16 protein-coding genes and 1 pseudogene are annotated in these 20,155 nt (G+C 73.1%); 12 read left to right on the top strand and 5 right to left on the bottom strand.

What is annotated here, in order from left to right:
• Positions 1 to 395 (top strand): CGNR zinc finger domain-containing protein (locus ACWDSL_RS41850; RefSeq protein ID WP_450493456.1); only part of this gene is annotated, 395 nt, incomplete at its 5' end.
• Between the two features lie 58 nt (positions 396 to 453).
• On the opposite strand, the gene ACWDSL_RS41845 is transcribed toward ACWDSL_RS41850, so the two are convergent.
• Positions 454 to 1,524 (bottom strand): isoafricanol synthase, encoded by a 1,071-nt coding sequence (locus tag ACWDSL_RS41845; protein WP_450493454.1) that lies wholly within the window; start codon positions 1,522 to 1,524, stop codon positions 454 to 456.
• Between the two features lie 251 nt (positions 1,525 to 1,775).
• On the opposite strand from ACWDSL_RS41845, the gene ACWDSL_RS41840 reads away from it, so the two are divergent.
• Together ACWDSL_RS41840 and ACWDSL_RS41835 are read left to right on the top strand one after the other, a co-directional pair.
• Positions 1,776 to 4,724, top strand: coding sequence for an ATP-binding protein (locus ACWDSL_RS41840; RefSeq protein WP_450493452.1), 2,949 nt, complete (start codon positions 1,776 to 1,778; stop codon positions 4,722 to 4,724).
• A 41-nt stretch (positions 4,725 to 4,765) separates the two neighbouring features.
• Entirely contained in the window at positions 4,766 to 5,266 is a 501-nt protein-coding gene (locus ACWDSL_RS41835) for a hypothetical protein (protein WP_450493450.1), read from the top strand.
• Positions 5,267 to 5,411: 145 nt separating this feature from the next.
• Here ACWDSL_RS41835 and ACWDSL_RS41830 read toward each other — a convergent pair whose 3' ends face one another.
• Positions 5,412 to 7,421: an N-acetylmuramoyl-L-alanine amidase gene (locus ACWDSL_RS41830; protein WP_450493448.1), complete on the bottom strand. Its 2,010-nt coding sequence runs from the start codon at positions 7,419 to 7,421 to the stop codon at positions 5,412 to 5,414.
• 270 nt (positions 7,422 to 7,691) lie between these two features.
• Positions 7,692 to 8,783: an aminoglycoside phosphotransferase family protein gene (locus ACWDSL_RS41825; RefSeq protein ID WP_450493446.1), complete on the bottom strand. Its 1,092-nt coding sequence runs from the start codon at positions 8,781 to 8,783 to the stop codon at positions 7,692 to 7,694.
• Between the two features lie 252 nt (positions 8,784 to 9,035).
• On the opposite strand from ACWDSL_RS41825, the gene ACWDSL_RS41820 reads away from it, so the two are divergent.
• The gene (locus ACWDSL_RS41820; protein ID WP_450493444.1) at positions 9,036 to 10,556 is read left to right on the top strand and encodes a DNA-binding protein NsdB; all 1,521 of its coding nucleotides are present in this window, start codon (positions 9,036 to 9,038) and stop codon (positions 10,554 to 10,556) included.
• A gap of 104 nt (positions 10,557 to 10,660) precedes the next feature.
• Here ACWDSL_RS41820 and ACWDSL_RS41815 read toward each other — a convergent pair whose 3' ends face one another.
• Positions 10,661 to 12,184, bottom strand: a complete 1,524-nt coding sequence (locus ACWDSL_RS41815; protein WP_450493442.1) for a PP2C family protein-serine/threonine phosphatase — start codon at positions 12,182 to 12,184, stop codon at positions 10,661 to 10,663.
• A gap of 319 nt (positions 12,185 to 12,503) precedes the next feature.
• Between ACWDSL_RS41815 and ACWDSL_RS41810 the strand changes: the two genes are divergently transcribed.
• The 3 genes and pseudogenes from ACWDSL_RS41810 to ACWDSL_RS41800 all read left to right on the top strand — a co-directional run bounded on the left by ACWDSL_RS41810 (position 12,504) and on the right by ACWDSL_RS41800 (position 14,871).
• Positions 12,504 to 13,919 carry a HEAT repeat domain-containing protein gene (locus ACWDSL_RS41810; protein WP_450493440.1) on the top strand — a complete coding sequence of 472 codons (1,416 nt, stop codon included), beginning with the start codon at positions 12,504 to 12,506 and terminating at the stop codon, positions 13,917 to 13,919.
• A 156-nt stretch (positions 13,920 to 14,075) separates the two neighbouring features.
• Positions 14,076 to 14,492 (top strand): annotated as a pseudogene (locus ACWDSL_RS41805) (DUF4158 domain-containing protein); the annotation flags it as partial.
• Between the two features lie 64 nt (positions 14,493 to 14,556).
• Complete coding sequence (locus ACWDSL_RS41800) at positions 14,557 to 14,871, top strand: Tn3 family transposase (RefSeq protein ID WP_450493438.1); 315 nt, start codon at positions 14,557 to 14,559, stop codon at positions 14,869 to 14,871.
• Positions 14,872 to 14,976: 105 nt separating this feature from the next.
• Here ACWDSL_RS41800 and ACWDSL_RS41795 read toward each other — a convergent pair whose 3' ends face one another.
• Positions 14,977 to 15,624 (bottom strand): TetR/AcrR family transcriptional regulator, encoded by a 648-nt coding sequence (locus tag ACWDSL_RS41795; protein ID WP_450493436.1) that lies wholly within the window; start codon positions 15,622 to 15,624, stop codon positions 14,977 to 14,979.
• 131 nt (positions 15,625 to 15,755) lie between these two features.
• Here ACWDSL_RS41795 and ACWDSL_RS41790 point away from each other — a divergent pair, with 131 nt between their 5' ends.
• From ACWDSL_RS41790 to ACWDSL_RS41770, 5 genes are all read left to right on the top strand, one after another.
• Complete coding sequence (locus ACWDSL_RS41790; protein ID WP_450493434.1) at positions 15,756 to 16,400, top strand: VC0807 family protein; 645 nt, start codon at positions 15,756 to 15,758, stop codon at positions 16,398 to 16,400.
• The gene (locus ACWDSL_RS41785; protein ID WP_450493432.1) at positions 16,390 to 17,409 is read left to right on the top strand and encodes a hypothetical protein; all 1,020 of its coding nucleotides are present in this window, start codon (positions 16,390 to 16,392) and stop codon (positions 17,407 to 17,409) included. Before ACWDSL_RS41790 ends, ACWDSL_RS41785 begins: the two co-directional genes overlap by 11 nt.
• Positions 17,410 to 17,430: 21 nt before the next feature.
• The gene (locus ACWDSL_RS41780; RefSeq protein WP_450493430.1) at positions 17,431 to 17,553 is read left to right on the top strand and encodes a hypothetical protein; all 123 of its coding nucleotides are present in this window, start codon (positions 17,431 to 17,433) and stop codon (positions 17,551 to 17,553) included.
• Positions 17,554 to 17,693: 140 nt separating this feature from the next.
• The gene (locus ACWDSL_RS41775) at positions 17,694 to 18,824 is read left to right on the top strand and encodes a glycosyltransferase family 4 protein (protein ID WP_450493428.1); all 1,131 of its coding nucleotides are present in this window, start codon (positions 17,694 to 17,696) and stop codon (positions 18,822 to 18,824) included.
• Complete coding sequence (locus ACWDSL_RS41770) at positions 18,821 to 20,131, top strand: glycosyltransferase (RefSeq protein WP_450493426.1); 1,311 nt, start codon at positions 18,821 to 18,823, stop codon at positions 20,129 to 20,131. Before ACWDSL_RS41775 ends, ACWDSL_RS41770 begins: the two co-directional genes overlap by 4 nt.
• Positions 20,132 to 20,155: the final 24 nt, after the last annotated feature.

Raw genomic sequence — 20,155 nt, 5'->3', positions numbered from 1 at the left:
CCACCGGACCCGCGGACACCCCTTCGGCCGGCCCGCCGAGCTCCGCCGACGCCCACCGGCTGCTGCCCGAGGAGCAGGCCATGGCGCGGCTGAACGCGGCGGCGGCCCGGGTGCCCGGCGCCCCGCGCCTGGAGTGGCCCGAGGGCGGTGCCCCCATGGTCCGCGCCGCCCGGCCGCCGGGCTTCACCGACGCCGACCGGCTGGTGGCGGCGCTCGCCCGCGACGCCATCGGGTTTCTCGCCGGGCCGGAGCGCGAGCGGCTGCGGGCCTGCCCCGCCCCGCGTTGTGTGCGCTATTTCGTCAAGGACCATCCCCGGCAGGAGTGGTGCAAGCCGTCCTGCGGCAACCGCGCCCGCGTCGCCCGCCACCACCGCCGCCACCGGACGGATCCCTGACCCGTATGGAGTGATCCAGGCTGGATCACTCCAGCGTGGAGCCGAAACGATCCGGCCGTCAGGGCGCCGGTGTCGCATACGCGGCGAGGCCCGCCCACGGCCGCTGCCGCCCGCTGCTCACCGCCGCTATGCCGCGCTCGTCGTACCGGGCCGTCCGATACGACCACGCGAGATTGCCCCGCATCACATGCCGCATGCCGTCCACGTAGTGCGCGACGTGCCGCAGAGTGCCCGCCCCGGCCCCGGCGAGGAGCGCGGGCAGCCGCGCGGCGGTCTCCTCGAACCACTGGTAGCGGGCGTCGGCGAGGCGCGCGATGTGCTCCACGGCCTTCTCCAGGGTGCAGCCCGTGAGCTCCCGCTGGACGAGCACGCTGTTGTGGACGTCCCCGGCGGCCAGTTCCTTGGCCAGCGAGACGATGTCATTGGTGAAGACCACCACATCGTCGGTGGCCTCCCGCATCCGCTCGAGGGGGAAGCCGCCGTGCACCGCCTCCGGCAGGGCGTACCCGCCGAACCGCTCGTTGAGATCCAGACACGGCTGCACGCCGATCGAGTGGCGGCGCAGGGCCACCACCGCCTCCACCGAGCGCGGGCGGCTCCCGGTGCGGCCCAGCGCCTCGCGGTGGTAGGAGTGCAGATACTCCATCCAGTGGTGGCGGAAACGTTCCCGCCACACCCGCGGCCTGCCCTGGTGGATGCGGTGCCACAGATCGCGGAAGCTCTCGACGAGAGGGCCGCCGGGAACGTCCCCGGCGGCCCTCCCAGTCGCCTCCTCCGCCTCGCGAGTCACCTGGACGAGGGCGTCGAGCAGCCGTAACACCTCCTGCGGCCGGCATCCCAGCTCCCCGTCGAACTGGTCGTCGAAGACGAAGTACCACCCGCACAGATCATTGCCCAAGGCCAGGTCGGCGCCCGTCTCGCCCGGGTAGAAGTACGCCGCCAGCAGATCGAAGCGCAGCGCGTCGTACTCCGCCACCGACGCGTCCCCCTGGAAGACGCCGTACCGCGACAGCCACTCAATGGTGTGCCGCCGCGCGGCCTCGGCGTCCGGGCTGATCAGATCGGCCGGCGGGAAGCCGAAAAGCGCCGCCGACCGGGTCGCCAGTGGTGGTGAATCTGCCTTGTTCATGGTCCGTATCCGCCCCCTCAGGACATACGGGACCGCGCCGGAGCCAGGGACCGGCCCTCTTTGCGCCATGGTCCTCGCCGCATCCGGACATGGTGGCGTGGCCGCTGTTCCCTTCGATAGGGCGCCTGTCGAATTGGCGTGTGCCAATGGCAATGCCGTCAGAAAATTCCCCGCATACCGCGCTACGGAGCGTCCCGATCGGGCTACGCTCAGCAGTACCTGCCGAATGGGGTACGAGCGTGGCGGAGAACATGACACGACAGGGCCGGGGGCGCCGGACGCTGCTGGAGCGGGAGCCCGAACTCAGCGCGGTGGACCACGCGTTGACCGAACTGTGCGGGGAGCCGGCCGACGATCCGGCCGGGCCGCGCGCCGGCGGGGTGATCGCGTTCGCGGGGCCGGGCGGCGCCGGGAAGACCGCGCTGCTCGGCGAGGTCAGGCGGCGGGCCGCCGCCCGTGGCTGCACGGTGCTCTCGGCGCGCGCCGGGGAGCAGGAGCAGGGCGTCGCCTTCCATGTCGTGCGCCAGCTCTTCCAGCCCGTACTCGCGGCGACCGGCGAGGAGACCCACCGCAGGATCCTCGGCGGCTGGTACGACATCGTCGCGCCCGCCGTCGGCCTGGTGGTCTCGGCCGAAGGCGGCTCGCCCGACCCCCACGGGGTGCGCGACGGCCTGGACTGGCTGGTGACCCGCTTCGCCGTCCAGCGGGCCCCGGTCGTCATGATCCTGGACGACGCCCACTGGGCCGACGCCGAATCCCTCGACTGGCTCACCCGGTTCGCGCCCCGCGCCGTGGATCTGCCCATGCTGCTCGCGGTCGGCTACCGCCCTGACGAGCTGTCCGCCGACGCGGCGGCGCTGCGCGGGCTCACCGAGCGGCAGGGCTCGCGGCCCCGGCTGCTGGCGCCGCTCACCCCGGGCGCGGTCGGCCGGATGGTGCGCGAGGTGCTCGGCGCGGGGGCGGACGACTCGTTCTGCCGCGAGTGCTGGGCGGTCACCGGCGGCAACCCCTTCGAGGTCGTCGAGCTCACCGCCAAGGTCCGCGAGCGCGATCTGAAACCGCAGTCGGACAACCTCGCCCATCTGCGCGAGCTGGTCTCCACGGCCAAGGAGAGCGGCCTGACCGACCGGCTGAGCCGGCTCGGCACCTCGGCCGTCCGGCTCGCCTGGGCCGTCGCGGTCCTCGGCAGCGAGGCCACCCCGGCCCTGGCCGCGGAAGTCTCGGGCCTGTCCACCATCGAGACCGCCGAGCTGGCGCTGCGGCTGGCCGACGCCCGTATCTTCACCCCGCCGCGCCCGTCACCGGAGAAGCGGCCCCTGGAATTCCTCCATCCGCTGATCGCCACCGCCGTCTACCGCGCGATCCCCGGCGCCCTGCGCGTGGCCATGCACGGCAGCGCCGCCGCCACGGTCCTGTCCGCGGGCCGCGGCTCCGGAGCCGCCGGGCGCCATCTGCTGGAGCTGCACCCCGAGGCCGACCCCTGGGTGGTGCGCCATCTGCGCGCGGCGGCCCGGGAGTATCTGCGAGCCGGCGCGCCCGACACCGCCCGCCGCTGCCTCGCCCGGGCGCTGCGCGAACCGCCCTCGCTCCAGGAGCGGCCCGCCGTGCTCTACGAACTGGGCTGCGCCGCCCAGCTCAGCGAGCCCGCCGTCACCGTCAACCATCTGCGGGCCGCCCTGGAGGAGCCCGCGCTCGGCCCGGAGCTGCGCGAGTCGATCATCTACCGGCTGGCCCAGGCGTATGGCCACAGCGGCCGTATGGAGGAGGCCGCGCAGCTCGTGGCCGCCGAGGCCGGGCGGGCCGGCAGCGCCCGTACCCGGCTGCGGATGCAGGCCGAACAGATCATGTGGAACATGTTCCGCGCCGACGGCCAGGACTCGCCCGCCCGCTCCCGCCGACTGGCCCGGCTGGTGGACCGGCTCTCCGGCCGCGGGATGGCCGAGCGCTATCTGCGTGGCCTGCGCGCCTTCGACGCGATGACCCGCGGTGAACCGGCCGCCATCGCTCTGCGCCACGCCGACGAGGCCCTGGGCGACGGCCTGAGCTGGACCGATGAGGAATGGGGCTTCGAGGTGCCCATCCTGGTCGCCCTGACCTTTCTCCACTGCGACCAGCCGGGGCGCGCCGAGGAGCTGTTCGCGAACGGCGTCGCGGAGTGCGAGCGGAAGGGCTGGCGCGGCGCGCATCTGGCGTTCGGCCTGACCCTCCTCGGGTACGTCCGCTACCGCCGCGGGGCGCTCGCCGAAGCCGAAGAACTCGCCCGCGAGGGGCTGCGGATCGCCGACCTGGTCGGACCGGAGACGCCCGCTCACTGGACCGCCGTCGGCACGCTGATCCAGACCCTGCTCGGCCGCGGCCGGGTCGAGGAGGCCCAGGAGTTCGCCGCCGAGCACTCCTGCGGCGGAAACACCCTCCAGGCCCTCCAGGCACTGCTGTGCCCGGACGCGCCGACCGTGCGCGGCGAGCTGCTGCTCGCCCGCAATATGCACAGCGAGGCCCGGCAGCGGCTCACCGAGGTCGGCCGGCGGATGGACCGGCGCGGTATGCGCAACCCCGCCTGGTGTCCCTGGCAGCTGCATCTGGCCCAGTCCCTGGCGCTCACCGAGCCACGGCAGGCCGCCGAAGTGGCCCGGGACGCGGTGCGCCGCGCCCGCCAGTTCGGCGCCCACTCCATGATCGGCCGCGCCCTGCACACCGCCGGGCTCGTGACCCAGGGGCCGGAACGGCTCAGGCTGCTGGCCGAGGCCGTCGACCACCTCGAACGCTCGCCGTCCGCCTACGACCTGGCCGTCGCCCTGGTCGACCACGGCACCGCCCTGCGCCGGATCGGGCTGCCGCAGGAGGCCGGAGAACGGCTCTACCGCGGGCTGGAAGGCGCGGTGCAGTGCGGCGCCGACGCGCTCGCGGTACGGGCCCGCGACGAGCTGTCCGCCACCGGACTGCGCCCGCTGCAGCTGCGCGCCGACCACGGCTCCCCGCTCACCTCCCAGGAGCAGGCCGCCGCCGAGCGGGCCGCCCTCGGCTGGGGCGACGACCGGATCGGCGACGAGCTGGGCCTGGAGGAGCGCGAGGTGGCGCAGGTGCTCTCCGGCGTGTTCCGCAAGGTGGGCACCGACCGCACCGGGCTGGCCAAGGTCCTGGGCGCCCCGGCCGGTGTGACCATCGGCGCCCGTGTCCCGCGGCCGGTGTCCGGGCGCTGACCCGGGGCGGATTCCGGCGCCGGGGCACGTACCATGTCCGCATGTCGTTCCTCCGCCGCCGCAGCCCCGCCACGCCCACCGGTCCGGACTTCGACGTCCTGGCCATGGACCCGGGGGACTGGCCCGGCGATCTCGGGGCCGGGCTGCTGCCCGCTCCCGACGGCAGCTGCCAGGGCGTCTTTCTGCGCTACGACCTGTTCGGCGGACGCGGCCCAGCGATGATCATCGGGAATCTGCCCGAGGGATCCCCGGCCCGCGAGCTGGCCGAGGGACAGGTGCCGTTCGAGGTGACACAGCTGCTGGCGGCCCTGGAAAACGATGAGCCGGTCCATGTGGTGGACACCGAGGACACCCCGGTCATGCACGAGGACAACCTGCTCATCGTGCGCCGCATCAAGCTCTCCGAGGGCCGGATCTCCTGCTCCCAGTTCGACCGCAGCGACGGTGTCCTGGTCACCATCGCCAGCTGGGACCGGCCCATCACCGACGACCTCTACCGGCTGCTCAAGCCGCTGCCCGCGGAGATGTTCCAGCAGGGCTGAGGCGCGACCCGGCGGCCTTGCCCAAGGGGCGCGCCGGCAACGGGAGTTCCCCGCCTCGTATCGTCGCCTCGTACTTCGATCGGGTGATTGCCGGACCGCTGAGGCCGACCGCGCGGCGCGGTCGGCCTCACCCTGTGGTTCGCGACTAGCGGTCGGAGCGCTCGATCCGCACATCGGCGGCCCGTACGAACGCCACCCGGTGCCCGAACTGGATCTGGTAGTACGTGTCTTGGCCGCGCACCACCTTGTGGCCCGCCGGGTCGAAGGTCGTCGCCCACAGATACTCGCCCTGGGTCTTCAGCCCCAGCGCGTACCGCTGCCCGGCGAGCAGCTTGTACGGCAGCGGCGAGACGGCCTGCACCGGCACGCCCTCCGGGTACGCCTCCTTCTCCGGGTAGGCGCGGCCGTACACCGGCACGTCAGCCGCGCCATCCTTCGGGGTGATGACCAGGCCCCTGCCGTTCACCGCGGTCGGCCGTCCCTTGGGGTTCTCGAACCACGCCTTCTGCCCCAGATACCAGATGGCCGTCCAGCCGCCCTGCCGCTCCGCGACCGCGAACCGCTGGCCGGTCGACGCGCGGGCGCCGGTGTCGTTGACGCCGGTCGTGGAATCCGCCCCGTCGGGACGCAGCCCGATGTCCTTGATCAGCGGCGCGTCCGCGCTCGGCGCGGTGTGCAGCCGCACCGCGCCCGAGCCGTGCGGGGCGCACGGCTGTCCGGCGGTGTCGCAGTCGGTGTACACGGGCTGGTGGGTGTCGTAGTCGGGGCGGATGGTGACCAGTCCGCCGCTGGGGCCCGTGGTGGTGCGGAAGGGCGCGCCGAGGAGGGTGAAGTAGTGCGCCCAGTCCCAGTAGGGGCCGGGGTCGGTGTGCATCCCCTTGATGTTCGGGGTGGTGGTGCCGGGGACGTTGTCATGGCCCAGGATGTGCTGGCGGTCCAGCGGGATGTCGTACTTCCGCGCGAGATAGCGCACCAGCCGGGCCGAGGCCCGGTACATCGCCTCCGTGTACCAGGCGTCGGGCGCGGTGAGGAACCCCTCGTGCTCCACGCCGATCGACTTGGCGTTGACGTACCAGTTGCCCGCGTGCCAGCCGACGTCCTTGAGCGCCAGGTGCTGGGCGATATGCCCGTCGGCGGAGCGCAGGGTGTACTGCCAGGACACGTATGTGGGGTCCTTGATCAGCTTGAGGCAGACGTCCCAGGTGCCCTCGGTGTCATGGATGACGATGTAGTCGATCGTCTGGGACTCGGGGCGGTTGCCCAGGTCGTGGTTGCCGTAGTCGTTGTCGCCGAACTGCTCGTACGGCGCCGGGAACCACTCGCAGGAGACGCCCTTGGGGGCGTCGATGTTCGGATCCCGCGCGACGGACGGCAGCCCCAGCGTCCGCAACTGCCGGGTGTCGGGGGACACTTCGGGCGCGGCCGGGAGCGAGACCGCCTCGCCCGAGCCCGTGGTGCGCGCCGCGCCGTCGCGGATCACCTCGAAGACGTCGTCGGCGAAGACGGCGGCCGCCGTGGCGTTGTCCGAGCCGGAGTAGGCCGCCACCGCCCCGTACCAGTCGGCCGGGTCCTCACTCAGCGCCAGCCCCAGCTTCTTCTGCTCGGCGGCCAGCAGGGCCGCGCCACCGCGCACATTGGCCGCCTCGTCGGCGCGCAGCGACTCCGCGGACAGCCCGCTCAGCTCGGCGGCCCGCTCCAGCGTCCGCAGCCGCGCGGGCAGCTGCCGCGGCTGGGGCACCTCGGTGTCGGGCACCAGACGGGCGCGCGCCAGATCGCCACGCGCGTCCTCGCTGCCATGGCTGTGGTGCGGGGTGCGGGCCAGGGCGGCGCTCGCGTCGGTGAGGTGCATGGGGCCGTAGCCGCCGGTGACGCTGGGCGCGCCGCCGTGGCCGTCCCAGCGCGACTGCAGATACGACACGCCCAGCAGCACGCTCAGCGGGACGCCGTACTCCTTCGCCGCGGCGGCGAAGGCCCGCTGCAGGGCGTCGCTCCCGGACCCGGACTCGTCGGCCAGAGCGGCCGGGGCCTGGGCCGCGAGGGGGAGCAGAAAGGCGGCCGACGCGGCGGCACCGGCGGTCCGCAGGGCGGTCCGTCGCGTGGGGCCGTGCTCCGGTCTGTTCGGGTCGTGCGCGCTGTCCTGTGCGGATCCTCGCATTGCAGCCTCCTCTAAGGCGGGCCGAGCGTGCGCCGGTGTGCACCGGCCATGCGTACGGGGCCGAGCCCACCTAGAGGTATCCGGTGCCGGGCGATCCGTCAATCATGCTCACCCGCCCGGGTGTTCGCACGTCAACGCCCGTGCCGCCCGCACGTCAACGCCCGTGCCGAGGTGTTTCCCGGCACGGGCGTACGGGCCTGCGGCGCGTCACTGGTCCAGACCGATGACGTCCAGACCGATGACGTCCAGACCGATGACGCGCCCCGCGGCTCAACGGGTTCCGACCGCGGCCCGCACGGCACGCCGCGCGAGGGAGCAGTCGTCGTGCAGGCGGCGCAGCAGCAGACGCTGCTCCTCACCGGCTCCGACCGCGCCCGGAGCCACGGGGGCGGGGTCGTGCATGGTGCGCTGCACGGCGGTTTCGCACTGGCGGATCTCCCGCGTCAGTACGAGCATCAGATTCACCAGGAAGGCGTCCCGCGCATCGGGCCCCGCCGCCTGCGCCAGCTGGCTGATCTGGCGCCGCGGCCCCGGGGCGTCGCCCAGCGCGGTCCACAGCGTGGCCAGGTCGTACCCGGGCAGATACCAGCCCGCGTGGTCCCAGTCGATGAGCGCCGCCCCGGCCGGCGAGAGCAGGATGTTGTTCAGTAACGCGTCGCCGTGGCAGAACTGGCTCTGGCGGGCGGCGGTATGCGCGAGGCCGCGCAGCAGCTTCCGCAGATCGCCCATGTCCCGGTCGGTGAGCAGCCCGAGCTCGTGGTAGCGGGCCAGCCGGGCGGCGTAGTCGATCGGCGCGTCGAACAGATCGGCGGGCGGCCGCCATAGATTGATCCGGCAGATGGCGCCGAGCGCGGCCCGCACATCGGCGCGCGGCGGCGGCTCGCAGGGGTGGCGCTGGGACGCCGCCACCCGCCCGGGCATCCGCTCGATGACCAGGGCGCAGTTGTCCGGGTCCGCCGCGATCAGCCGGGGCACCCGGACCGGCGGCCGATGGCGGACGAACGCCCGGTACATCGCTATTTCCCGCCGGAACCGCTCGGCCCAGGCCGGTGAGTGGTCCAGCAGGCATTTGGCGACCGCGGTGCTGCGGCCGGTGGTGCCGACCAGGAGTACGGACCGCCCGCTGCGCCGGAGCACCTGGACGGGGTTGAACTCCGGACAGATGCGGTGGACCGACGCGATCGCCGTGCGCAGCTGTGCTCCCTGCGGGCCGGACATGTCGAGTCTGCCGCTCAGCGGGCCGGGGCCCGGGGCCCGCCTCGCTCGCCCGCCGAGGGCGGGATCCAGGAACGGCCCGGCGCCCGGCGGCTGCCGCCGGTACGGCCGGGGCGGGGCGGACACGGAGGACGATGCTGCGTACATGGACAATACAGATCCCTTCGTGCGCCGACGAGTCGCGCGCCTCCCGGCCCCGGGGCGAGGCCGCACCCTGGGGAATGCGGTCTGATTCAGCTGATTCAGCTGAACGCCGCCGGGCCGGGTGGCGCGGTCCTACACCACACCCGGCCGCGGGTGGCACACCATCTGGCGGACCCTGGCGAACCCTGGCGAATAGTCGCACGGGCCGTGACAGGGCGGTTACTGTCAAGTCAGCCGAGAACCTGGGGGCTTGACGTGACGAGGGAACCCAACACCCGTCTCGCGGACCTGTTCGGCCTCGCCGGCTGGTCCAAAGGGGAACTCGCGAGACTCGTGAACCGGAAGGCGGCGGCCATGGGCCATCCGCAGCTGGCGACCGACACCTCGCGGGTACGGCGTTGGATCGACACCGGCGAGATGCCGCGCGATCCCGTGCCCAAGGTTTTGGCAGCCCTGTTCACCGAGCGCCTCGGTCGAGTCGTGACCATCGAGGACCTCGGGTTCGCACGGCAGGGGCGCGCGGGGAAGGGGCAGTCCGCGGACGGGCTGCTCTGGGCGCCCGAGTCCACGGCCGCGGTCCTCACCGAATTCACGGGAATGGACCTTATGTTCAACCGACGCGGCTTGGTGGGTGCGGGCGCCGCGCTCGCCGCAGGATCAGCCATCACCGGAGCCATGCACGACTGGCTGCACAGTGACCCGACTCTGGCCACCGACGCCCCCCGTACCGACGATCCGCTGTCCGCGGACTTCGCCGGCTTCGACCGCTACGAGGCGGCCCCCGTGGGCTTCCAGGAGATAGACGCGCTGGAGCGCTCGGTCGACGTCTTCCGCGCCTGGGACGCCGCCCGCGGCGGGGGGCTGCAGCGCAAGGCCGTGGTGGGCCAGCTCAACGAGGTGGGCGGGATGCTCGCCTATCACCACCCCCCGGCGGTGCAGCGCCGGTTGTGGGGCGTCGCGGCCAACCTGGCCGTGCTCGCCGGCTGGATGTCCCATGACGTGGGCCTGGAGCCCACCGCCCAGAAGTACTTCGTCATCGCCGCGCACGCGGCCCGCGAGGGTGGCGACCGCCCCCGGGCGAGCGAAGCGCTCTCCCGCGCCGCCCGGCAGATGGTCCATCTGGGCCGGCCGGACGACGCACTCGATCTGATGAAGCTCGCCAAGTCCGGTGCGGGCGAGGAGACGCTGCCCCGCACCCGCGCCATGTTCTGCACCATCGAGGCATGGGCGCAGGCGTCGATGGGCCACAGTCAGGCGGTGCGCCGCACTCTGGGCCAGGCGGAGGAGCTGTTCGTCTCGGACAAGGGGGATGTGCCGCCGCCGAGTTGGATGCAGCTGTTCAACGAGGCCGATCTGCACGGCATGGAGGGGCTGGTCTACCGCACGCTCGCCGAGCATGAGCCCGGTGCCGCCGCGATAGCCCAGCAGCATGCCAAGGAGGGGCTGCGGCAGCGGGAGGGCGGCCGCGACCGGTCGCAGATCTTCGACCACATCTCCATCGCCTCGGCGTGCTTCATCGGCGACGACCCCGAGCAGGCGGACAAGTACGCGCGGCTGGCCCTGCTGACCATCGAGCACAACTCCTCCCACCGCACCTGGGACCGGCTGCGCGAGATGTACCGGCTCACCGGCCGGTACTCCACCCGCCCCGATATCCAGAGGCTGCGCGAGGAGATCGAGCAGCGGGCGCCGAAAGGGCTGGGGCCCAAGGGGTCCGGGCCGAAGACACCGGAGGGCGGAGCGCCGGGCGGCGACGGAAAGACGGCCGTCGTGTGATGCGCTACGAACCGGCCCGCGCGCTCGGCTGACGAGCCGACGTGTGAGGAGTTGGCGCGTGAGGAGCTGAGGCGTGAGGAGTTGGCGTGTGAGGAGTTGGCTCGCTATGCGCCGACCCGCGCGATCAGCACGCAGGCGTCGTCCTCGCGCCGCTCGTCGTCGAACGCCTCCACCACGGCCCGTACGCATTCCTGTGCGCTGTGCGCGGTGGCGAACCGCGGTGCCAGCCCGAGCAGCCGCTCGGCCCCCGCGTCACCCTCGGCGTCCGCGCCGTACGGCCAGAGTCCTCCGGTGTGCAGCACCAGCAGATCGCCGGGCTCCAGCCGCTCGCCGTACTGGGGGTATGTCGCACCAGGCGTGGCGCCGAGCAGGACGCCCTCCGGGGGCCGCAGGGCGCGCCCCGTCCCGTCGCGGAAGAGCAGCGGGGCGGGGTGCGCGGCCTGTGCCCACACCAGGGTGCGGGTGGCGGGGTCGTACCGGCCGCATACGGCGCTGCCCAGGGCGGGCTGCGCGGAGGCGTCGAGCAGTTGGTTGAGCCAGCTCATCAAGGCGCCCGGCGCCACCCCGGTCACCGCCATCCCGCGCACCGCGCCGAGCAGCATCGCCACGCCGGAGGTGGCGGCCACGCCATGGCCGGTGAGGTCGCCGACGCTGAGCAGGGTCCCGCCGTCGGGCAGCTCCAGCGCGTCGTACCAGTCGCCGCCGATCAGCGTGCTGGTCGAGGCGGGGAAGTAGTGGGCGGCGAGGTCCAGGGCGGCCGGGCCCTCCGAGGAGGGCCGCGGGGAGCCGCGCCACACGGGCAGCACTGCCTGCTGGAGCTCGACCGCGACCCGGCGCTCGGTCTGCGCGATATGCCGCTGCCGCCGCAGCGAGTCACGGGTCTCGCGCACCGCGCGCTCACTGCGCCGCAGCTCGCTGACGTCCCGCAGCACGGCCCACATGGACGCGGTGCTGCCGTCGTCGTCGAGCACGGGCTCGCCCGACATATGAACGGTGCGCACCACGCCGTCGGCGCGCACGATGCGGAACTCCCCGTCGATCGGCTTGCCGTCGACCAGGCAGTCGGTGACCAGCGCGGTCAGGGTCGGCTGGTCCTCGGAGAACACCCAGGAAGGCAGCTCGTCCAGGGGCAGCCCGCCCTCTTCGGGGTTCCGGCCGAAGATCTGGTACAGCTCGTCGGACCAGGTCACGGCGTCGGTGAGGAGGTTCCACTCGGCGCTGCCGACGCGGCTCAGCAGTGAGCCGTGCCCCTCGGGCTCGGTGTCCCGCACGGACGTGGCGTACGCGGAGCCCGGCGGCGGGGGCGGCTCGGCGGCGGGCCGGCGCTCTGTCTCCGCCTCCGCCTCCGGGGGCGCTTCGGCCCTGGCCGGGTCGGTGGGCAGCCCGTCGCGCAGCTGGTCCAGATTCCGGCCCAGGTCGTCCAGATGGTGGACCGCGAGATCGCACAGCGCGCGCTGCCAGCGCAGCTGGGGGTCGTCCGCCCGGTCGAGGTCCGCCGTGGTGTCCCGGCGGACGGCGTCGACGTCGCCGCGCAGCCGCCGGGTCTGTGAGATGAGCGCGTCGACCGTGTCCCTGGGCGGCTGGGGGGGGTGGGCAGCGGAATGGTCCGCGGAGCGGGGGGACGGCATGACGTTCTCCGATACGGGCACGGCGTGGCCGGGTCGTGAGGGAAGGACCGGTAACGACTCTTGCACAGGCTGCGACATCGCGTAAGCGGTTTGGCAATACCCGATCCGGTGGTGCTTTTGGCATATGCCAGTGGCTGTCCTGGGCAAGTCGGCACGGTTCGGCGGAACGATCTGTTCCGGGTAGGCTGCGGCGCTCGGGATCTCAAGGTCCACGGCGTTGATCCACGTTCATCGCGCATATCACGCCCGGACACCGGCAAGAATGCCGGACGACGGAAATCCCGTTGCCAGCGAACCCCCCGCACCGGATGCTGACCTCATGTTCGATCCAGACATAGCGCCCAGCGGCACCCTGCTCGGCCTCCTTCAGCGAGGCCGCGGCGACGGGACCCTGCACGCCCTCGCGGCGCCGCGGGCCGAGTCGCTCGCGGCACTGCACCACTGTGTGCTGCACGACCCCCGGCGAGACTGGCAGGTCGAGAACCGCTCCTTGTACTACGCCCGGCTCTGCCTCGACCTCGACGCCGGACTCGACGAGATCGAACAGCACCTCTTCGACCCCGACGACCTCATCGACCCTGCCGAGGAGCGCACCGGCCTCGCCCTCGCCGTCCTCGGCCACCTCGCCTCGTACGGCCGCGAGGACGCCCTCCGCCTGCTCCGCCGCTACGCCGCGACCGGCGGCAACTGGCAGTGGGCGCTGGACGAGCTGGCCCTGCGCGACGAGGACACCGAGCTGCGCGCCCTCGCCCCCGCCGTCCTCTCCCGATACCCCGAGACCCCCGAAGGCGACGCCGAACTCGCCGCCGCCGTGCGCGGCGCCTATGAACCCCGGCCCTGGCGGCTGTGGGCCGACGACCCCCGGCACGGGACCCGGGTGCGCGCCGCCCAGGAACAGGGCTCCTTCGACCGCTGGCAGCGCCAGCTGCGCTCCATGGGCCCGCGCCCCGGCTGGAGCGTCCATGACGTCCTTCTGTGGGCCGGCCAGGAGGACGACCTGCGGCCCGGCGCCCGCCGCCCCGAAGCCGCGGCCCGCTGCCTGGCCGCCGTAGCCGGCCCCGAAGACCGGCCCGAACTCCTCGCCGCCGCCGCGGCCGCACCCGACGCGGCCCGCGCCGCGGCCCTGCGGCACCTCGCGGAGACCGGCGACCCCGAGGTGCTGGACCTGATCGAAGCCGCCGTCACCGACCCCGCCGCCTCCGAGCTGGTCTCCCAGGGAGCCCTCGCCGCCTTCGAGCGGATGCGCAGCATCGTCGCCCTCGACCGGGCACGGATGTGGGCCCAGCGCCCCGACGCCCTCGGCGCCGCGGCCGCCGCCATGCTCGCCATCCGGGGCGGCCAGTACGACGCGCCCCTCGTACTCTCCGCCCTGCGCGGCACGGTCCGGGCCGAAGGCCCCGACGCCCAGGCCCTGTGGACCCTCGTCGACGGCGCCGGACGGCTGAGGATCGCCTGCGCGGCCCCCGTGCTGCGCCATGTCTACCGCGAGACCGCCTCCTCCCACCTCCGCGGCCGCGCTGCGCGCGCCCTGGCCGCCACCGACCCGTCCTTCGGCGCCGGCTTCGCCGTCGAATGCCTCTGGGACTGCGAGGAGAGCACCCGCGAACTGGCCGCCCGGCACGCCACCACCGCCGATGCCCGCGTCGTCGACCAGCTCCGCAGACTCGCCGCCGACCCGGCGGAGGAGGCGGAGGTCCAGACGGCGGTCCGCAGCCGCATCGGCCCCGAGGACTAGGCCCTGTCGCCCCGACCTGGCCCCGGACTCCTATCTCTGACCCCAGCCGCAAACTACCCGCGGGGTAGCTTCCGGGCGTTCCGGCCTCCCGTTTCCCTGTCGTCTGCAGTCTCGTTGGGTCGAACGAGTGAGGCCGGGAGCGAGAAGAGGCGGGGCATGCAGCAGGAATGGTCACCGGAAGACGCGGTGGCGTGCTGGACGCTGGTGGACGGTGACTGGCCCCTGGCCGCCAACAAGAGCGGCCAGACTCGGCTCGGCTTCGCCCTGACCTCGAAGTTCTTTGAGCAGGAGGGACGGTTCCCGGGGTTCGTCGAGGAGATCCCGCAGGCCGCGGTCGAGTACGTCGCGGCCTTGGTGAAGGTGCCGGCCGCGGAGTTCGCGAAGTACGCGTTCACCGGCCGGACCGCCGAGTACCACCGCAAGCAGATCCGCGAGGTGCTGGGCTTCCGGCCGTCCACGCGGGCGGACGAGGAACGGCTGATCTCGTGGCTGACCGCCGAGGTATGCCCGGTCGAGTTGGTCGAGGACCGGCAGACGGAGGCCCTGCTCGTGCAGTGCCGCGCGGACCGGATCGAGCCGCCGGGGCGGATCGACCGCATCGTCGTCGCGGCCCAGACCTGGGCGGAGAAGGCGCTCTGTGCACGGACCGTCGAGCGCCTGGGAGACGTCGGGGGTGGCCCGGCTGCTGGCGTTGTTGCTCGCGCTGCACCTGCTACAGTCCGCGCTCGTGCACGTCAACACGCTGCTGCTCCAGCAGGTGCTGGCCGAACCGGCGTGGGCAAAGAAGCTCACCGACGAGGACCGGCGCGGGCTGACCGCGTTGTTCTGGTCCAACGTCAACCCGTACGGCACCGTCCGCCTCGACATGGACAAGCGGCTCGACCTCGCCTTGCCGGTCTCCGTGCCCGGCCCGCGTCGGGCAGCCGACGGTGCGTCCCGCGCCGTGAGATGACGCGCCATGAGGACCACGAGGTCCTGTCCGAGTTCACCGAGGGACGAGCCGAACGACCGCTCGGCGACGACCGCGACGCCGGGTGAATGACGTCGGGCAGTTGGGTCAGCTGAGTCCGCGTACCAGGGGGAGGTAGACCTGGTCCATGATCTCGACCAGGGTGCTATCCGGGACAGCGGTCAGCCCGTTGAGCGCGTATTCATTGCGGAGCAGGTCGACTGCCACGGTGGCCACCCGGGGCGTCAGCGCGGCGGGCCCGACCTCGCCGCGGGCGGCGGCGCGTGCCAGGACCGTCAGCCATGGGCCGACGGCCGCACGGCCGAGCTGTTCGCGGATCTCACGCACCCGCTCGGGATCGTCCTCGAAGTCGGCCAGCAGAGCGCGCAGGATCTTCCCGATCCGGGATGACATCCGGTCGCTGACGCGACGCAGGAGCGCGAGCGCGTCCGAGCGGAGGTCGCCGGTGTCGGGGGTGTCCTCGGGAGCGGTCGGAAGCATCTGACGGTAGGCGGCGACGCACAGCGCCGCGCGACTGGGCCAGCGCCGGTAGATGACGTTCTTGCTGGTGCCGGCGCGGGCGGCGACGCCGTCCATGGTCAGGTTCTGGTAGCCGACCTCCGCCAGTTCCTCGATCGCCGCGTCCAGGATCGCGCGCTCCAGGGCGGCGCCGCGTCGGCGGGTCGCCTTGGCTGCATCCCGCCCGGTTACGACCGGGGTCTCACCGCCGATTCCGGCGTGCTCTTCCACAGTCATACATCCTCCTGACTGGACACCGCCAGTATCCCACAACGAGATGGCCTGCCAGCAACGCTTTCCAAATAAGCAACTGTCAGTATCTAATGTCGGGTGGGAGGCGAAGGTCGCCGACCAGAGAGGCATCGTCCATGGACAAGCGCGCGCCCCTCATGGGGCTGCTGTGGGATATCGGGCTGCCGACTGCGGCCTACTACGTCTGCCGATGGGCCGGCGTCGAGGCCCGGTTGGCGCTGATCGCCGGTGGGGTGATCGCACTGGCGCGGGTTGGCTTCGTCGCGGTCACGCGACGCCGGCTCGACGGACTCGGGGCGGTCGTGGCGGCCACCTTCGCGTTGATGCTCGCTGTATCGGTGCTGACCGGAGATCCGCGGACACTTCTGGCCCGGGAGCCCCTCGTGTCGGGCTCGCTCGGCCTGTTGCTGCTGGGCTCGTGCCTGCTGGGGCGGCCGGTCCTGTACAGCCTCGTCCGGCGCCTCAACTCCGGTAAGGGTGAACTGCTCGCCCGCTGGGACGAACTGTGGCGGACCACGCCCTCGTTCCGCCGCGTCTTCACCGTGATGAGTCTCGTCTGGGGCGCCGGACTGCTCACTGAGGCCGCCGTTCGCATCTTCCTCATCTATCTGCTGCCCATCGATACGGCGGCTGGCACGTCGACTCTCGTGCAACTGGCCACGATTGCCCTGCTGGTCGGCTGGTCCCTGTGGTACCGGCGTCGGCGGCTGAGCACCGCTGCGAGCAACGCCGTCGGGACGGAGGCGTCCCGTGCGCGGTAGGGGAATCAACTACGACACCGGCGCCCACCCGGGCGGCAGGTCCACTCGCGAGTCGTTCGATCCGACGATCGTCCGCCGCGAGATGCAGATCATCGCCAACGACCTGCACTGCACCGCGGTCCGGATCACCGGCCAGGACCCTGAACGGCTGACCGTGGCGGCCGAGTACGCCGCCGACGCCGGCCTGGAGATCTGGTTCTCGCCCTTCCCGAGCGAGATGACCACCGAGCAGATGCTGCCCTACCTCGCCGATTGCGCCGCCCGCGCCGAAGACCTCCGCCGCCACGGCGCCGAAGTCGTCCTGGTCACCGGCGGCGAGCTGAGCATCTTCGCCCACGGCTTCCTGCCTGGCGACGACGTGTTCGCCCGCACGGCCCTGTTCACCGCACCCGGACCGGAACTGCGTGACCTGCTGGGCTCCGCACCCGCGCAGCTCAACGCCTTCCTCGCTGAGGCCGCCGACACCGTCCGGACGTCCTTCGGCGGCAAGATCACCTACGCCTCCGTCCCCTTCGAACACGTCGACTGGACACCGTTCGACTACGTCGCCGTCGACGGCTACCGCGCGGCCCACAACGCCCACACCTTCCGCGAGCAGATCCGTTCCCTACACCAGCACGGCAAACCAGTGGCCGTCACCGAGTTCGGCTGCTGCACCTACCGTGGCGCCGCCGACCGCGGCGGACGCGGGTGGATGATCGTCGACCGCGAACACCAACCGCCACGCCTGGACGGCGACTATCTCCGGGACGAGCAGGAACAAGCCGCCTACCTGGCCGAGTTGCTGCACATCTTCGATCAGGAAGGCGTCGACAGCGCCTTCTGGTTCACCTTCGCCGGCTACCACTTCCCCCACCACCCCGACCCTCGCCACGACCTGGACATGGCCTCCTACGGCCTCGTCAAGGTCACCGGCACCCTGGGAGACGCCCATCCTTATACGGACTGGGAACCCAAAGTTGCCTTCCGCGCACTCGCCGCCGCGTACGCCACCGCACTCCAGCGTTAGAACCCCCGAGATCGGAGAACCATGATCAAGCGTCTGGCGATCGTCGGCGCCGTCCTCGTCATCGTGGGATCGTTCGACCTGGAGTCCGGGGCCGACCTCTGTGACCAGCGGTGGCCGGAGGAGGGTGACGCCTCCCAGCGGTAGCTGGGGGAGGGCCGGGCGGCGCGGGCCCACCGGGATCGATCACAGGGATCGAGGGGACAGGGCCTAACGCTCATGGGACGTTCCCCGTCCCGAAAGCTTCACGATGCCGGGGCCACCCTTCGTACGCCGACAACACGAGTATGCGTGTCGCCATCGTCACCGAATCCTTCCCGCCCGACGTCAACGGCGTCGCTCACTGCGCCCTGCAGACCGCCCGCCATCTGCACCGGCGCGGTCACCAACCGCTCGTCATCGCGCCCGCCGTCCCGCACGACGGCCCGGCGGACCCCGATGCCTCCCGTCCCTATCCCGTTCTGCGCATCGCGTCCCTGCCGCTCCCCGGCTATCCCCAGGTACGCGTCGCCCTCCCCAGCCGACGGCTCGCCGCCGCCCTGACCGCCCACCGCACCGACGTCGTCCACCTCGCCAGCCCCTTCGTCCTCGGCGCCCGCGGCATGACCGCCGCGCTGCGGCTGCGCATCCCCGCCGTCGCCGTCTACCAGACCGATCTGGCCGGCTACGCCCGTACGTACCTCGGCAAGGGCGAGAACGCGGCCTGGCGCCGGATCCGCGCCGTGCACACCGCGGCCGACCGCACCCTCGCCCCGTCCACCGCCGCCGCCCACGACCTCGACGACCACGGCGTGCCGCGGGTGCGGCTGTGGGCCCGCGGCGTCGACACCGAACGCTTCACCCCCGCGCGGCGCGACACCGAGCTGCGCCGCACCCTCGCCCCCGGCGGTGAGCTGATCGTCGGCTATGTCGGCCGGCTCGCGCCCGAAAAGAACGTCGAGCTCCTGGCCCCCGTCTGCGCGCTCCCCGGCGTCCGGGTGGTCATCGTCGGGGACGGCCCCAGCGAGCCGGGGCTGCGCGCCGCGCTGCCCGGGGCCCGCTTCCTGGGGCGCCGCACCGGCAACGACCTCGCCCGAGTCTTCGCGTCCCTGGACGTCTTCGCGCACACCGGCCCGCAGGAGACCTTCTGCCAGACCGTGCAGGAGGCCCAGGCCAGCGGCGTCCCCGTGATCGCCCCCGCGGCCGGCGGCCCCCTCGACCTGGTCGACCACGGCCGCACCGGCCTGCTGGTGCCGCCCCTCGACGGGACCGCGATCGCCGACGCCGTCTCCCTCCTCGCGGCCGACTCGCGGCTGCGCTCCGCGCTCGGCACCGCGGGGCACGAGGCGGTCCAGGGCCGCACCTGGGAGGCGGTCGGCGACCAGCTGATAGAGCACTACACCGAGGTGCTCGCGGCCCGTACGGCGGTGCCAGCATGAGCGTGTCGAACAACGTGCGCACGCCGCTGCGGATCGTCAGGCTCGCCAACTTCATCACCCCCTCCTCCGGCGGGCTGCGCACCGCGCTGCGTGAGCTCGGCGCGGGCTATCGGGCGGCCGGGCACGAGCCGGTCCTGGTCGTGCCGGGCGCACACGCCTCGGACGAGCTGACCCCCCAGGGGAGGGTGATCACCGTCCCGGGGCCCGAGGTGCCCGGCACGGGCGGCTACCGCGTGCTGACCGACCGCCGACGCCTGGCCCGGCTGCTGGACGGGCTCGCGCCCGACCGGCTCGAGGTCTCCGACCGGACCACCCTGAGGTGGACGGGGGGGTGGGCCCGGCGCGCCCGTGTGCCCTCCGTGATGGTCTCCCACGAGAGCGCCGACGGCGTGCTGCGCACCTGGGGCGTCCCCGAGGCCGCCGCCCGCCGGGCCGCCGACGGGCTGAACCGGCGCACCGCGCGGGCGTATTCGCGCATCGTCTGCACCACGGAGTGGGCGGCGCGCGAGTTTGTACGGATCGGCGCGCGCAATGTCGTACGCGCCCCCTTGGGCGTCGACCTGGACCACTTCCACCCGACCCTCCGCGACCCGGCGCTGCGCGACCGGCACCGGGACGGGGCCGCGGTGCTTCTGGCGATGTGCTCGCGCCTGTCGCCCGAGAAGCGGCCCGGCCGCGCGCTCGACGCGCTCGCCGAGCTGGGCCGGCGGGGCGTCGGCGCGGCGCTCGTGGTCGCGGGCGACGGCCCGCTGCGGCCCCGCCTCGAGGCCCGCGCCCGCGAGGAAGGGCTTCCGGCCGCGTTCCTGGGCCATGTCGCCGACCGGGGCGCGCTCGCCGCGCTCCAGGCCAGTGCGGACGTCGTGCTCGCCCCGGGGCCCGCGGAGACCTTCGGGCTGGCCGCGTTGGAGGCGCTGGCGTGTGGCACGCCCGTCGTCGTCAGCGAGCTGTCCGCCCTCCCGGCCATCGTCGGCCCCGCCGGTGCGACGGCGGCCGACCACGGCGCGGCGTTCGCGGACGCCGTCGAGCACCTGCTGTCCCGCCCCGAGCCGACCCGCCGCGCGACGGCCCGCGCCCGCGCCGAGCGCTACAGCTGGCCGGAGGCGGTGGCCGCGTTCCTCGCGGCCCACGACGCCCCGCCTGTGCACGGTGCGTCGCCCGCTCGTGATGTGTCGCCCGGCCAGAGTGAATTGCCCGTCGGGGGCAATGCCTACGCTGGTGACGGGCGTGACGGTGACGCCGCTTCCCCGGGGCAGGGGGTGCACGCCAACGGCCTGCCGGTCGGCCCGGCCGCGAGGGCCGCGCGATGAGCGCGGGCCGCGTCGGCGCCGCCC

This window comes from Streptomyces sp. NPDC000941 (genome assembly GCF_053599555.1).
This window is presented reverse-complemented; position numbering and strand designations above follow the sequence as displayed.